This window comes from Streptomyces sp. SID5910 (assembly GCF_009862125.1).
Taxonomy (GTDB): domain Bacteria; phylum Actinomycetota; class Actinomycetes; order Streptomycetales; family Streptomycetaceae; genus Streptomyces.
Genome location: NZ_WWHX01000770.1, coordinates 1 through 14,320 on the forward strand (window position 1 = coordinate 1; position 14,320 = coordinate 14,320).

At 72.6% G+C, this 14,320-nt stretch carries 11 protein-coding genes and 1 pseudogene; 10 read left to right on the forward strand and 2 right to left on the reverse strand.

The window, feature by feature from the left end; genetic code table 11:
- The 5 genes from sucB to GTW67_RS27055 all read left to right on the forward strand — a co-directional run.
- Positions 1-980: 2-oxoglutarate dehydrogenase, E2 component, dihydrolipoamide succinyltransferase (sucB, locus tag GTW67_RS27035; protein ID WP_161167397.1), on the forward strand; the 980-nt coding region annotated here is incomplete at its 5' end.
- A gap of 207 nt (positions 981-1,187) precedes the next feature.
- Positions 1,188-1,811 (forward strand): GntR family transcriptional regulator, encoded by a 624-nt coding sequence (locus GTW67_RS27040; RefSeq protein ID WP_161167398.1) that lies wholly within the window; start codon positions 1,188-1,190, stop codon positions 1,809-1,811.
- A 432-nt stretch (positions 1,812-2,243) separates the two neighbouring features.
- On the forward strand, positions 2,244-4,946 hold the full coding sequence (gene aceE / locus GTW67_RS27045; protein ID WP_161167399.1) for a pyruvate dehydrogenase (acetyl-transferring), homodimeric type: 2,703 nt from the start codon (positions 2,244-2,246) through the stop codon (positions 4,944-4,946).
- A gap of 55 nt (positions 4,947-5,001) precedes the next feature.
- Positions 5,002-5,985, forward strand: coding sequence for a helix-turn-helix transcriptional regulator (locus GTW67_RS27050; protein WP_161167400.1), 984 nt, complete (start codon positions 5,002-5,004; stop codon positions 5,983-5,985).
- A gap of 90 nt (positions 5,986-6,075) precedes the next feature.
- Complete coding sequence (locus GTW67_RS27055; RefSeq protein ID WP_161167405.1) at positions 6,076-6,597, forward strand: DUF4240 domain-containing protein; 522 nt, start codon at positions 6,076-6,078, stop codon at positions 6,595-6,597.
- A gap of 9 nt (positions 6,598-6,606) precedes the next feature.
- Here the strand turns inward: GTW67_RS27055 and GTW67_RS27060 are convergent, their stop codons facing one another.
- Positions 6,607-7,413 (reverse strand): peptidoglycan recognition protein family protein, encoded by an 807-nt coding sequence (locus GTW67_RS27060; RefSeq protein ID WP_161167401.1) that lies wholly within the window; start codon positions 7,411-7,413, stop codon positions 6,607-6,609.
- 558 nt (positions 7,414-7,971) lie between these two features.
- Entirely contained in the window at positions 7,972-8,460 is a 489-nt protein-coding gene (locus GTW67_RS27065; RefSeq protein WP_161167402.1) for a GNAT family N-acetyltransferase, read from the reverse strand.
- Between the two features lie 62 nt (positions 8,461-8,522).
- Between GTW67_RS27065 and GTW67_RS27070 the strand changes: the two genes are divergently transcribed.
- From GTW67_RS27070 to GTW67_RS27090, 5 genes and pseudogenes are all read left to right on the forward strand, one after another.
- Positions 8,523-9,428 carry a TIGR01777 family oxidoreductase gene (locus GTW67_RS27070; protein ID WP_161167403.1) on the forward strand — a complete coding sequence of 302 codons (906 nt, stop codon included), beginning with the start codon at positions 8,523-8,525 and terminating at the stop codon, positions 9,426-9,428.
- A gap of 193 nt (positions 9,429-9,621) precedes the next feature.
- A pseudogene (locus GTW67_RS27075) lies at positions 9,622-10,251 on the forward strand (FAD-dependent oxidoreductase); the annotation flags it as partial.
- Complete coding sequence (locus GTW67_RS27080; RefSeq protein WP_524539826.1) at positions 10,235-11,230, forward strand: stealth family protein; 996 nt, start codon at positions 10,235-10,237, stop codon at positions 11,228-11,230. The pseudogene GTW67_RS27075 and the gene GTW67_RS27080, both read left to right, overlap by 17 nt.
- Positions 11,227-12,201: a hypothetical protein gene (locus GTW67_RS27085; protein WP_161162892.1), complete on the forward strand. Its 975-nt coding sequence runs from the start codon at positions 11,227-11,229 to the stop codon at positions 12,199-12,201. The genes GTW67_RS27080 and GTW67_RS27085 overlap by 4 nt, the downstream gene beginning before the upstream one ends.
- Positions 12,198-14,320: stealth family protein (locus tag GTW67_RS27090; RefSeq protein ID WP_161167404.1), on the forward strand; the 2,123-nt coding region annotated here is incomplete at its 3' end. The genes GTW67_RS27085 and GTW67_RS27090, both read left to right, overlap by 4 nt.

Here is a 14,320-nt window from a genome sequence, read left to right on the forward strand (position 1 = left end):
CGGCCCCGGCTGCCGCTCCGGCCGCCCCGGCCGCCGCCCAGCCGGTGGACGACGGCGCCTACGTCACCCCGCTGGTGCGCAAGCTCGCCGCCGAGAACGGCGTCGACCTGTCCACCGTCAAGGGCACCGGCGTCGGCGGCCGTATCCGCAAGCAGGACGTCACCGCCGCCGCCGAGGCCGCGAAGGCCGCCGCGCCGGCTCCGGCCGCCGCCGCTGCCGCGCCCGCCGCGAAGAAGGCCCCCGCCCTGGAGGCCTCCCCGCTGCGCGGCCAGACCGTCAAGATGCCGCGCATCCGCAAGGTCATCGGCGACAACATGGTCAAGGCGCTGCGCGAGCAGGCCCAGCTGTCGTCGGTCGTCGAGGTCGACGTCACCCGCCTGATGAAGCTGCGCGCCAAGGCGAAGGACTCCTTCGCGGCGCGTGAGGGCGTCAAGCTCTCCCCAATGCCGTTCTTCGTCAAGGCCGCGGCGCAGGCGCTGAAGGCCCACCCGGCCATCAACGCCAAGATCAACGAGGCCGAGGGGACCATCACCTACTTCGACACCGAGCACATCGGTATCGCGGTGGACTCCGAGAAGGGCCTGATGACCCCGGTCATCAAGAACGCCGGTGACCTCAACATCGCCGGTATCGCCAAGGCCACGGCCGAGCTGGCGGGCAAGGTCCGCGCCAACAAGATCACTCCGGACGAGCTGTCCGGCGGGACCTTCACCATCAGCAACACCGGTTCGCGCGGTGCGCTCTTCGACACGATCATCGTGCCGCCGGGCCAGGTCGCGATCCTCGGCCTCGGTGCCACGGTCAAGCGTCCGGCCGTCATCGAGACGGAGGAGGGCACGGTCATCGGCGTCCGCGACATGACGTACCTGACCCTGTCCTACGACCACCGCCTGGTGGACGGCGCCGACGCCGCCCGCTACCTGACGGCGGTCAAGGCGATCCTGGAGGCCGGCGAGTTCGAGGTCGAGCTCGGCCTGTAACTCCCCTGCCAGTGGGCCTCTACGGTGCCCCCGCCCGGTGCTTTCCGGGCGGGGGCACCGTCGTGTTCCGGCGGCGGCACGCTGTGTAAGTCTCGTCTCACCTGCGTAAAAGCGCCCCCGTGCGCCCTTCCCGCGCGGCGCGGCGGCCGTATTGTCTAAGCGTCAACGCCCCCGGGGTCCGAAGGGGACCCTCCCGAAGGAGCTCTCATGACCGCGCCCGTCGTCCACTCGCTGCGCGAACAGATCCGCGAGCACATCCTGGAAGGGATCATCAGCGGACGCTGGCAGCCGGGCGAGCGGATCGTGGAGCGCCGGATCGCGACCGAGCTGGAGGTCAGCCAGACGCCGGTGCGGGAGGCGCTGCGGGAGCTGGAGTCGCTGCGGCTGATCGAGTCGGCGCCGAACAAGGGCGTACGCGTACGCAATCTGACCGCCGCCGACCTGGAGGAGAGCTACCCGGTGCGGGCGGGCCTGGAGGCGATCGCGGCGGAGCTGGCGGCGGAGCGGCTCGCCGAGGACTGCTCGGTCCTGGAGCCGCATGTGGCCGCGCTGTACGAGGCGGACCGGGTGGCCGACGGGACGGCTCAGGTACGGCACACGGTGGGTTTCCACCGGGAGCTGGTGCGGGCGGCGGGCAACTCGGTGCTGCTGCACACGTGGGAAGGGCTGGGGATCGAGGTGTTCACGGCGCTGTCGATACGGTGGCTGGGGACGGTGCAGCAGTCTTATGCGGAGGAGCACGAGGAGCTGGTCGCGGCGTTCCGTCGGCACGATCCCCGTATCCCCGAGATCGTGAAGGCCCACGTCCTGGGCTGCGCCCCGCGGGCCTAGTTTTCTCGCCCCCGCCGCCCCTTCCCTTCCCGACCCTGGGGGCTGCGCCCCCAGACCCCCCGATCTTGCGCAGTTCCCCGCGCCCCTGAAGGGGCGCGGGGCTGTATCTATTTGCGGCTCCGCCGCGTGGGCGCGATCAGCCACGACGCACCCGCAGCCGCCACACCACCGCAACCACCCGAGCTACACCGCGCTCACCTGCACAAACACCCACCAGAACAGTCACCCGGTGCCACCGCCGGAGGCACCCCGTGCCGACTTTCCAGGGATCGAGAGGTTTTGCCCCGCTACCCTTTGATCGATCATCGATCAGGGAGTTACAGTCACCGACGGGCTTGCACCCAAGCCTCACGCCCTGTCCTGCCAAAGACCTAGGGCACCCCCTGAACCCTTGACTTGAGGGAACCCCCTTCGACTGAGGAAGGCGGCGACATGACCGACCCCAACGCCATCCAGCCGAGCGAGCTCGACCAGCTCCCGGACCGCGACCCCGAGGAGACCGCCGAGTGGCGGGCCTCCCTGGACGCCGTCACCAAGGCGGCCGGGCCGCACCGTGCCGCGTACCTGATGCGCCGCACACTGGAGCGCGCCGAGGGCGCCGGCCTCGCCCTGCCGAAGCTCCTCGAGACGGACTACGTCAACACCATCCCGACCTCCGCCGAGCCCACCGTGGACGGCGACGAGGCGATGGAGCAGCGGATCACCGCCTGGAACCGCTGGAACGCGGCCGCGATGGTGACCCGCGGGAGCAAGTACGGCGTCGGCGGCCACATCGCCACCTTCGCCTCCGCGGCCTGGCTGTACGAGACCGGCTTCAACCACTTCTTCAAGGGCAAGGAGGGGGACGGCTCCGGTGACCAGCTCTACATCCAGGGCCACGCCTCCCCCGGCATCTACGCCCGCGCCTTCCTCGACGGCCGGCTGACCGAGGAGCACCTCGACAACTTCCGCCGCGAGGCCGGCGGCAACGGCCTACCGTCGTATCCGCACCCGCGGCGCCTGCCCTGGCTGTGGGAGTTCCCCACCGTCTCCATGGGCCTCGGCCCGATCTCCGCGATCTACCAGGCGCGGTTCAACCGCTACCTGACCAGCCGCGGCATCAAGGACCTGACGAACTCCCACGTGTGGGCGTTCCTCGGTGACGGCGAGATGGACGAGCCGGAGTCCACCACCGCGCTCACCCTCGCCTCCCGTGAGGGCCTGGACAACCTGACCTTCGTCATCAACTGCAACCTCCAGCGCCTCGACGGTCCGGTCCGCGCCAACTTCAAGATCGTGCAGGAGCTGGAGGCCCAGTTCCGCGGCGCCGGCTGGAATGTCGTCAAGAGCCTGTGGGGCACGGCGTGGGACGAGCTGTTCCAGCTCGACACCACCGGCGCGCTCGTACGCCGGCTGCGCGAGGTACCCGACGCGCAGGTGCAGACGTACCAGACGCGCGACGCGGCCTACATCCGCGAGGACTTCTTCAACAAGGACCCGCAGCTCGCCGAGATGGCGAAGCTCCTGTCCGACGACAAGATCCTCGAGTGCTTCCACTACTCGCGCGGCGGTCACGAGTCCCGCAAGGTCTACGCCGCGTACCGGGCCGCGCTCGCCCACAAGGGCGCGCCGACCGTGATCCTGGCCCAGACGGTCAAGGGCCACACCCTCGGCACCGGCTTCGCGTCCAAGAACGCCAACCACCAGATGAAGAAGCTCTCGGTGGACGAGTTCAAGGACATGCGCGACCTGCTCGGCCTGCCGATCAAGGACAGCGACTTCGTCGACGGGGTGGTCCCCTACGGCCACCCGGGCGCCGACTCCCCCGAGGTCCGCTACCTCCAGGAGCGCCGCGCCGCCCTCGGCGGTCCGGCCCCGGCCCGCCGCGTGCACCCGGTGGCGCCGCTGCCCGCGCCCGCGGAGAAGGCGTTCGCCGCCTTCGACAAGGGCTCCGGCTCGCAGAGCGTGGCCACCACCATGGCGTTCGTCCGCCTGGTCAAGGACCTGGTCCGCGACAAGGAGACCGGCAAGCGCTGGGTGCCGATCGTCCCCGACGAGGCGCGCACCTTCGGCATGGAGAGCCTCTTCCCGTCCCTCGGGATCTACTCGCCCAAGGGACAGACGTACGAGCCGGTCGACCGCGACCAGCTGATGTACTACAAGGAGGCCAAGAACGGCCAGATCCTCAACGAGGGGATCACCGAGGCCGGTTCGATGGCCGACTTCATCGCCGCTTCGACGTCGTACGCGACGCACGGCGAGGCGATGATCCCGTTCTACATCTTCTACTCGATGTTCGGCTGGCAGCGCACGGCCGACCAGATGTGGCAGCTCGGCGACCAGCTCGGCCGCGGCTTCCTGGTCGGCGCCACCGCCGGCCGGACCACGCTGACCGGTGAGGGCCTCCAGCACGCGGACGGTCACTCCCCCGCCATCGCGGCGACCAACCCGGCGGCGCTGACGTACGACCCGGCCTTCGCTTACGAGGTCGCGGCGATCGTCAAGGACGGTCTGCGCCGGATGTACGGCGAGGCGGCCCCGGACGAGGACCCGAACGTCTTCTACTACCTGACCGTCTACAACGAGCCGATGCCGCAGCCGGCCAAGCCGTCCGCGGCGGGCGTCGACGAGGGCATCGTCAAGGGCCTGTACCGCTTCAACACGGCGGAGTCGGCGGGTCTGACCCCGGTCGCCAACGCCCCGCGCATCCAGCTGCTGGGCTCCGGCACGGCGATCCACTGGACGCTGAAGGCGCAGAAGCTGCTCGCCGAGGAGTGGGGCGTGGCCGCCGACGTGTGGTCCGCGACCTCCTGGACCGAGCTGCGCCGGGACGCGCTGGACGCCGACGCGGCGCTGCTGCGCGGCGAGGAGCGGGTGCCGTACGTCCGCCAGGCGCTCCAGGGTGCCGAGGGTCCGGTGCTGGCCGTCTCCGACTACATGCGCCAGGTCCCGGACCAGATCGCGCAGTGGGTGGAGCAGGACTGGTCCTCGCTGGGCGCCGACGGCTTCGGTCTGTCGGACACCCGTGAGGCCGCCCGCCGCCACTTCGGCGTGGACGCCGAGTCCATCGTGGTCGCGGCCCTGGCCCAGCTCGCCAAGCGCGGCGAGGTCCAGGCGACGGCCGTGAAGGAGGCGCGCGAGCGCTACGGGCTGTGAGGCTCTGACCTGAGGAGGCCCCCGCTTCGGCGGGGGCCTCCTGCATGATGTGGGCATGCGCGCTGCCCGCCTGATCAAGATGGTGCTGCTGCTCCAGTCCCGCCCGGCCATGACCGCGGCCGAGCTGGCCCGGGAGCTGGAGGTGTCGGAGCGGACCGTGACGCGGGACGCGCAGGCGCTGTCGGAGGCGGGCGTGCCCGTGTACGCCGAGCGGGGCCGGGCCGGGGGCTACCGGCTGATCGGCGGGTACCGGACGCGGCTCACGGGGCTGGCGCGCGGCGAGGCGGAGGCGCTGTTCCTGTCCGGGGTGCCGGGGGCGCTGCGCGAGATGGGCCTGGAGGACGCGGCGTCGGCGGCCCGGCTGAAGGTGTCGGCGGCCCTCCTCCCGTCCCTGCGGGACGCCTCCCGTACGGCGGCCCAGCGGTTCCATCTGGACGCGCCGAGCTGGTTCCGGGAGCCGGAGACGCCGGCGCTGCTGCCGGCGGTCGCGGAAGCGGTCTGGGACGACCGGCGGCTCGCCGCGCGCTACCGGCGCGGGGAGGAGGAGGTCGTCCGGGAGCTGGAGCCGTACGGGCTCGTGCTGAAGGCGGGCGTCTGGTACCTGTGCGCCCGCGCGGCGCCCGCCGGCTCCTTCCGCGTCTACCGCATCGACCGCTTCACGGCCGTGCAGCCGGGCGAGGGGCGCTTCACGCGGGACGAGGCCTTCGACCTGCCCGCGTTCTGGACGGAACGAGCGGAGCAGTTCGCCCGCTCGATCCTGCGGGCGGAGGTCGTCGTACGGCTGTCCCCGCGGGGGCTGCGCGAGCTGCCGCACGCCGTCGACGCGCCGGCCGCGCGGGAGGTCCTGGCGGCGGGCGGGGAGCCGGACGCGGACGGGTGGGTGACGGTGACGCTTCCGGTGGAGTCCGAGGAGGTCGCGCACGCGCAGTTGCGGGGGCTCGGCCCGGAGGTGGAGGTGCTGGCGCCCGGCACGCTGCGGGAACGTTTCGCGCGGGACGCCCGGCGGATCGCGGGGCTGTACCGGGACGACGCCGGGTGACCGGACCGTGTCCGGGGTGTCGGCCGGGACATAACGATCCGCTCCGCTCCACGTGCGTCGCACCCCTTCAGGGCCGATGCTGGACGCGTGATGGACGAGACGGAGTTCTGGGAGCTGATCGACGCCGCTCGGCGGGGCGCCGAGGGTGACGCCGAGGACCAGGCCGACCTGCTTCTGGAGCGGCTTCTCGAGCTGGACCCGGATCTCGTCCTGGACTTCGCCCGCCACTTCGAGGCCCGCTACAACCGGGCCTGCACGTGGGACCTGTGGGGTGCCGCGTGGGTGCTGCTCGGCGGGGCGAGCGACGACGCGTTCGACTACTTCCGGTGCTGGCTGATCGGCCAGGGCCGCGAGGTGTACGAGGGCGCGGTGCACGAGCCCGACGCGCTGGCCGAGCTGCTGGACGACTTCGACGAGGAGCTGGACGGCGACGGGGAGGAGCTGGGCTACGCGGCCGACGAGGCCTACGAGCAGCTCACCGGCACCGTCGCCCCCGACCTCGGCATCGCGCCCGCGCCGACCGAGCCGCGGGGCACGCCGATCGACCTGGAGGACGACCGGGTCCTCGCCGAACGGCTGCCGAGGCTCTGGGAGCGCTTCGGGGACGGCTGAGCCGCGCCCTCAGCCGCTCCGGTGCTGGAGGCGGGCCGCGAGGTCCCTGATGTGCGGGAGGCGGGCGGAGAGGGCCTCGCCCGGGCAGCTGGTCTGGTAGCCGTCCCCGTGCCCCGCGACGGCGGGCAGGGTGGCGGCGGTGCCGGCGGCGTACCGGCTGAGGCCGTTGCTGGAGACCAGGCGGACCTTGCCCCGCGGGTCCGTGTCGGTGGGGCCCAGCTTCCAGGCGGCCAGCGCGGCGATCGCGTCGGTCAGCGCGTCCGGCACGGGGACGCCCGCGGTGAACGTGCCGAGGGCGGCGATGCCGGTGGTGCGGTGGTTGAAGCCCTGGGTGTGGGCGCCGGTGACGGGGCGGTCGATGCCGCCGGCGCGGCCCTCGTAGATGGTGCCGCAGCGGTCGACGACGAAGTTGTAGCCGATGTCGTCCCAGTCCCGGGCGCCGGTCTGGCCGGTGTAGACGCCGCGGAGGATGCCCGGCACGTCGGCGCAGTCGTAGCCGTTCGGGGTGTCGGTGTGGTGGACGAAGACGGCGCGGATCTCGTCGTCGTAGCGCGGGGCCGGTTGCGCGCGGGCCTCGCCGGCCAGCCAGACCGAGCGGGGCACGACGTGCGGCCGTGGGGCGGTGTGCAGGCGGGCGGCGCCGGCGGGGGCCGAGCGGGCGGTCGTCTCGACGGCCCGTTCCACACCGCTCGCGCACAGGAACAGGGCCGCGACGGCGGCGAGGCCGGGCAGGCAGCCGAGCAGCAGCCGGGCGGGGGCGGGTATGCGGTCCGGACGCCGTTCCCGTGGACCGCGCGGACCTCGGAAGACACGCATGGTTCCCACTGTCCGGCGGATCCGCCCACCCCGCGACGCGAACCACGCCACCGGGTGGAACCGCCCGCCCGCGGGCCCGCCCCGCAGCCCCCAGCGTGGGCCGCCGCTACCACGAGCCGTCCCTGCCGCAGGCCGCCCGCAGCGCAGGCCGCGCACTCCGCGGGACGTCAGTCCGGCGGACCACCGCCACCGCGGGGCGCCCCCGCCGCAAGCCGCTCGCTGCACAGGCAGCCCCCGCCGCAAGCCGCCTCCTGACGCAAGCCGCTCGCTCCGCGGGCCGTGCCTGCCGCAAGACGTCACCGCCGGCCGCCCGACCAGGAGCCGCCCCCGCCCCACCAGCCGTCCGACCGGTAGACCGTCCCCACCTCGGGGGCTCGCCTCCGGGCCGTCCCACCGCAGGCCGCGCGCTCCGCAGGACGTCCGTCCGGCAGACCATCCCCCGCGGGCGCCTCACCCCGGGGCCCCTCGCTCCGCAGGCAGCCCTCACCGCGGGCCGCGCGCTCCGCGGGACGTCAGTCCGGCGGACCACCGCCGCCACGAGCCGCCCCCGCCGCAGGCTCAGGTCAGCCGCTGTCCCATCAGCACGTCGTCGACGTACTCCCCCGCGAGGTGGAACTCCTCCGGCTGGACGCCCTCGACGACGAAGCCCTCGGACTCGTAGAGCTTGCGGGCCGCGGTGTTGTGGCCGAGGACGCGCAGGGTGATGCGGCGGGCGCCCAGGCGGCGGGCCTCCTCGACGGCGCCGCGGACCAGGGCCCGGCCCACGCCGTGGCCGCGGGCGGCGTCGGAGACGGCGAGGCCGCGGATCTGGCGTACGTGGGTGTTGGAGGCCAGTTCCGTCGGGAAGCCGAGGCGGACGTAGCCGACGAGGGTGCCGTCGAGCTCGGCGACGAGGTGGTCGTCGGGGCCCGAGTGCTCCCGGAAGAACGGGTCGTCCGGGCCCGGCGGGGGCGAGACGGCGTGCAGGTACGACCAGGTCGCGCGGTCGAGCAGGCGCAGCGGCTGTTCGTCCTCGGGCCGGGCTCGGCGTATGTGGGCGACGGGCATGTCGATCACTGTACGGCGCGGCCCGGACCGTGGTTTCCGGTGGATCCGGGCAGGATGGTCGCATGGACGACTCGGAACGTTCCCGTATCGCGGTGGCCGGCGCGTCCGGTCTCATCGGCAGCGCACTGGTGCGGTCCCTGACCGCGGACGGCCACGAGGTGGTGCGCCTGGTGCGCCGCGCGCCGTCGGGCGCGGACGAGGTCCGGTGGGATCCCGGCGCCGGACGGGTGGACGCGGCCGGGCTGGAGGGGTGCGACGCCGTGGTCAACCTGGCCGGGGCGGGCGTCGGCGACCACCGCTGGACCGAGGAGTACAAGGCGCGGATCCGCGACAGCCGGGTGCGCGGCACCAGGGCGCTCGCCGAGGCCGTCGCCTCGCTGGAACGGCCGGTGCGGGTCTTCGTGAACGGCAGCGCGATCGGCTTCTACGGGGAGACCGGCGGGCGGCCCGTCGACGAGAGCGCGCCCGCGGGCGAGGGTTTCCTGCCGTCGGTGTGCGTGGAGTGGGAGGGTGCGGCGGCGCCCGTCCGGGAGGCGGGCGTGCGGACGGTGTTCGCCCGGACCGGGCTGGTCGTCGCCCGGCACGGCGGGGCCTGGGCGCGGCTGTTCCCGCTCTTCCGGGCGGGGCTCGGCGGGCGGCTGGGCGACGGCTCGCAGTACTGGTCGTTCGTGGCGCTGCACGACGAGGTGGCGGCGATCCGGCATCTGCTGGCGCGGGACGACCTGTCCGGCCCCTTCAATCTCACCGCCCCGCACCCGCTGACCAACCGTGAGATCACCGAGGCGATGGGGCGGGTGCTGCACCGGCCGACGCCCTTCGCCGTGCCGGCCCCGGTGCTGCGGGCCGTGCTCGGGGAGATGTCCGGCGACGTCCTGGGCAGCGCCCGGGTGCTGCCGGCCCGGCTGCTGGAGTCGGGCTTCCGCTTCGCGTTCCCGGGGATCGACGAGGCGATCCGGGCGGCGCGGTGAGACCGGCGCGGGCCCCCTTGTGACCGTTTGACGACCGTACCGCGTCCCTATGCGACCGCTGTGCGACCGTGCCCTGTCTCCGTGCGACTCCCCCTGACCGTTCCGGGCCTTAATCTCGACCTGAACTCGCGTATCCCTCAAGCCTGTTGGGGGCATGACGTCTCCAGCGGCCGCGCAACCTCAGGGAGGGCACGTGCTTGAGCCCGCGTACCAGGCGGACGTCGTCGTCGTGGGGGCCGGGATCGCCGGACTCGCCGCGGCGCATCGGCTGACCAGCGCAGGAGTGACGACCACGGTCCTGGAGGCCGCCCATGGCGTGGGCGGCCGGATGGCGACCGAGAAGGTCGACGGATTCCGGCTCGACAGGATCGGACAGCTGCTCTCCACGGCGTATCCCGAACTGCGCCTCACCCCCGGGCTCGACGGCCTCGCGCTGCTGCCGTTCGCGCCCGGGGTGCTGCTGCACAGCGAGGGACGCCACCACCGCGCGGGCGCCCCGGTCGCCGCGCGGGGCGCGAGGGGCGCACTCCATACGGTGCGCGCCTTTGCGAGCGCCCCCAGGGCCGGTTCAGCGCCCCGGCGTAGTGTTCCCGCCCCCCGGGTGCCGGGACGGCCCGTGGCCGCCCCCCGGCCGCGCCCGGGCGCCCCGCTGGGCACCGCCGTCGACCAGGCCCGGCTCGGCGCCGCGCTGACCCGCCTCGCGAACACCCCCGTCGAACGACTGCTGGCCCGCCCGGACCCTCCCCGAGTTCGCCGCCGCACTGCCCGACGACCACCTCTTCCCGATCGACGTCGTCTACACCTGGGTGGACGACTCCGACCCGGAGTGGAGGGCGAGCAGGAACCTGGCGCGTCACGAGCTCACCGGGGCCCAGGGGACCGGCCTGCACGAGCAGGCGGCCAACGACGCCCGCTACACCAGCCGCGACGAGCTCAAGTACTCGTTGCGCTCGATCCACCAGTACGCCCCGTGGGTGCGGAACATCTTCCTCGTCACGGCCGGACAGGTGCCGTCGTGGCTGAACACCGACTTCCCCGGCATCAGGGTGGTCGACCACCGGGAGATCTTCTCCGACCCCAGAGCGCTGCCGACGTTCAACTCCCACGCGATCGAGAGCCAGCTTCACCACATCCCCGAGCTGGCGGAGCACTTCCTCTACCTGAACGACGACGTGTTCTTCGGCCGGCCCGTGCAGCCCGGACAGTTCTTCCACGCCAATGGGCTGACCAAGTTCTTCCAGTCCAAGGCGCTGATCCCGTCCGGCCGGGCGAGTACCGAGGACCTCCCCGTCAACGCCGCCGGCAAGAACAGCCGCGGACTGATCGCCCAGCAGTTCGGCACCGTCATCTCCCAGAAGATGAAGCACACCCCGCACGCACTGCGGCGCAGCATCCTCGCGGAGATCGAACAGGTCTACGACAAGGCCCACCGCGTGACCCAGCACTCGCGGTTCCGCTCGCCCAGCGACGTGCCCATCGCCTCCTCGTTGCACCACTACTACGCCTACCAGTCGGCACGCGCCACGGTCGGTGACATCCGCTACGTCTACATCGACCTGGCCGACAACCTCGCGCAGCGCAGGCTGAACAACCTCCTCGCACGGCGCAACTTCGACACCTTCTGCATGAACGACACCGTCACCGCACGAGACCCGGAGGCCCAGTCCCGGATGGTCGCCGACTTCCTGGACGCCTACCTCCCGGTGCCCAGCCCCTTCGAAACGGCCTCCGGCATCGTTGCTCCGCGCCGGCCGGCCGAGCAGGGCGCACGGGTCGCCGAACTGGGGCACGCCGGACCATGACCACACGAGCCAAGAGCCCCGCTGCGGCGAGCGGCGGGGCGGGCCGCCCGCGCCGTGGCGTGCGCTCCCGAGCGGCGGCGCTGCGCAACCTGCTCATGCTGCGCCTCTTCCTGCCCCTGCGCCGAGGCCGCACGGCACAACTCCGCTACGCGGCCATCCTCGACGGACAGACCATCAACCTGCACGCCGAGCTGCCCTCTTCCGCGCGGCTGCCCGAGCGGGCCGAGGTCGTGCTGCAACGCGGCCGCCGTCGCTTCACGACGGAGGCCCACGCCTATGAGGGCCCCGGCGGCGAGATCCTCGTCGACGCCGCCGTCCTCCTCGGCGCGGACGTCGGCGGAGTTCCGGTGGACAGCGGGCGCTGGCGGCTGCGCCTGCGCCTGTCGGGGCGCCGTTCCCGCACCCTGTCCTTCCTGCTGCTCCAGCCGCCCATGCCGTACGAGGGCCCGACCAAGCCCATGGCGGCCTCCCCGGTCACCGGGGAGCGCCACCGGATCGGTCGCTCCTTCCGCGGCAGCGCACGTCTCGTCAGCACCGGCGCCCGTCCCTCCGCCGAGGTGACCAAGGTACGGATGACGCATGCCGGCGTCACCGTGGACTTCCGGTTGCTCGGGGACCGGGCCGACACGCCGTGGGCCGAGTTCGTCGCCTCCGGGCGCCGGATCGAGCAGCCCGTCACGGCCCTGGAGGCGGGGGCCTTCCGCGTCGAGGTGCCGCTGGACCGGATGCCGCCGCGCGGCACCCGGCCGGAGCACTGGGACATCGTCCTGGCCGACCGCACCGGACGGTCGCGGCGCCTGGGACGCCGGCTGCACGACGTACGCAACCCGCTGCGGGTGTTCGCCATGCGCAGTCTCGCGATCACCCCGCCGGGCCGACTTCCCATGATCGTCCAACCGCGCTACACCCCCGCAGGAAATCTCCGGGTCACCTGCACGCGCATGCCCGAGGCAGGCCGAACCGCCACATGAAGATCACGTTCCTGCTGACCACGGCCGACGCGGTCGGCGGCACCGAACGGGCGGTGTTCAACCAGGCGTCCGAGCTGGCCGCCCGGCACGACGTCCGGGTGCTCAGCGTCTTCAAGAGCAAACGAGAGCAGTTCTTCACCCCCCACGAGCGGGTCCGGGTCGACTACCTGATCGACCTGACGTCCGCCGTCCCGCGTCCCCTGCGCCACACCCAGGTCGGCGACTCGGTGTGGCCGGGGCTGGCCGCGCAGCCCAGCCAGATCGTCGACCGCTCCTGGGAGTCGGCGTTCAACCGGCTCTCCGACCTGGAACTGGAACTGGCCCTCCAGGACACGGACACGGACGTGCTGGTCACCACCACGCCGGCCCTCATGGCGCTGGCCGTCCAGCTGGCGCCGGCGCACGTCATCACCGTCCACCAGGAGCACCGCGTCTCCGAGCTGCGCGGCACCAGCGGGGAGCCGCTGCGTCGGTACGCGGCCCGGCTGGACGCCCTGGCGGTGCTCAGCGAGCGCACGCGTGACTGGTTCGCCGAGACCCTCGGCGACTCCGCACCCCGGCTGGAGGTCGTCCCCAACGCCCTGCCGAGCGGTTTCCGGCCCCGCTCGACCCTTCAGACCCGCACCGTGGTGATCGCCGGCCGGCTCGTCGCGGAGAAGCAGATCGATCACGCCGTGACCGCTTGGGCCACCGTGGCCCGGTACCACCCCGACTGGCAGTTGCGGATCTTCGGCGACGGGCCGCTCAGCGGTGCCCTGCGCCGGCAGATCGACATGCTCGGACTGCACGACTGCGTCCAGCTCAACGGCAACTCGCGGCACCTGGCGGAGGAATGGGCCAAGGCCAGCATCGCCACACTCACCTCACGCAACGAGGCGTTCGGCCTAGTGCTGGCGGAGGCGCACGCGGCCGGTGTCCCCGTCGTCTCGTACGACTCTCCCAACGGGCCGCGCGAAGTGGTCATCGACGGACAGACCGGCATCCTCGTCCCGCCCGGCGACACCGACGCCCTGGCGTCAGCCCTCATGTACCTCATCCAGGACACCGATCTGCGGCAGCGGATGGGCGCCGCCGCCCTCGCGTCCGTCAAACGCTTCTCGCCCGGCGTGGTGACCGCCGCCTGGGAGCGGATCTTCCACGATCTGGTGGCGGAACGCGACAGCGGCCGCCGTACCGAGGCCAAGGCCGAACGACAGGCCCTGCACGCCTACTACAGCGGGGCCGACGGTCTCGTTCCCGCCGCCGCACCCGCACCGGCCACCACCGTGCGCACCTCCGACCAGCGTGCGCTGGAAGCACGGCTGCTCAAGCGGCGAGACCTCGTCAAGGACGGCGGGCAGGTGTGCCGCACGCTGGAGTGGGAGTCACCCTGGGACGTGGTCCAGCAGAACCTCGCGCTGGCCGCGAACGCCCTCGAAGCCGCCGGCATCCCCTATCTCGTGGTACGCGACCACCTTGTCCGGCACACCATCGCGGTGCACGCCGTGTACAAGGAGGACGTCTTCAAGGCCATCGCCGACCGCTACACCCAGGACGCGGTGTACGCCGCGGTCCTCAACGAGGGCCAGAAGACGGTCGCCACGGTCCTGGCCGGGCTGGTGGGACCGTACGCGGACACCCCGGCCTCGGGCGTCCGCGTGTACCAGAACGTCGTGTCCCCTTCGCGCATCCTGCGCCTCGGCGCCGTCTACGGCTGCACCGTCTCCTTCTGGGACAACGATCCCGACGACGAGACCCAGAGCCATCTCAAGGCCCCCGCGCGTACGTTGATCGGCGACCGGGTTCCCGTCCGCGCCATGCACAGGGCCGGCATCACCCTCGGCGGGCGCCACTATCCGACCGTCGCTCCCTACGCGCAGACCCTCCACGGCGACGTCGCGTTTCCCGTCGACGCCGTCTACACCTGGGTCAACGGCGCGGACATGGCGTGGCTGGAGCGCAAGAACGCCGTTCTGGCCGCCATGGGCCTGGAGACGGAGGACGCCGCGACCAGTGCGGCCCGCTTCCGGGACCGCGACGAACTGCGGTACTCCCTGCGCTCCATCGACATGTACGCGCCCTGGATCCGCAACATCTACCTCGTCACGGACCAGCAGGTCCCGCACTGGCTGGATCTACA

Bases quoted from the DNA above. Each gene is read 5' to 3' on its own strand.
- GTW67_RS27050 (WP_161167400.1), top strand. From the start codon at position 5,002: ATGCGCGCTGCCCGCCTGATCAAGATGGTGCTGCTGCTCCAGTCCCGC.
- GTW67_RS27085 (WP_161162892.1), top strand. From the start codon at position 11,227: ATGACCACACGAGCCAAGAGCCCCGCTGCGGCGAGCGGCGGGGCGGGC.
- aceE (WP_161167399.1), top strand. From the start codon at position 2,244: ATGACCGACCCCAACGCCATCCAGCCGAGCGAGCTCGACCAGCTCCCG.
- GTW67_RS27060 (WP_161167401.1), bottom strand. From the start codon at position 7,413: ATGCGTGTCTTCCGAGGTCCGCGCGGTCCACGGGAACGGCGTCCGGAC.
- GTW67_RS27040 (WP_161167398.1), top strand. From the start codon at position 1,188: ATGACCGCGCCCGTCGTCCACTCGCTGCGCGAACAGATCCGCGAGCAC.
- GTW67_RS27065 (WP_161167402.1), bottom strand. From the start codon at position 8,460: ATGCCCGTCGCCCACATACGCCGAGCCCGGCCCGAGGACGAACAGCCG.
- GTW67_RS27055 (WP_161167405.1), top strand. From the start codon at position 6,076: ATGGACGAGACGGAGTTCTGGGAGCTGATCGACGCCGCTCGGCGGGGC.
- GTW67_RS27070 (WP_161167403.1), top strand. From the start codon at position 8,523: ATGGACGACTCGGAACGTTCCCGTATCGCGGTGGCCGGCGCGTCCGGT.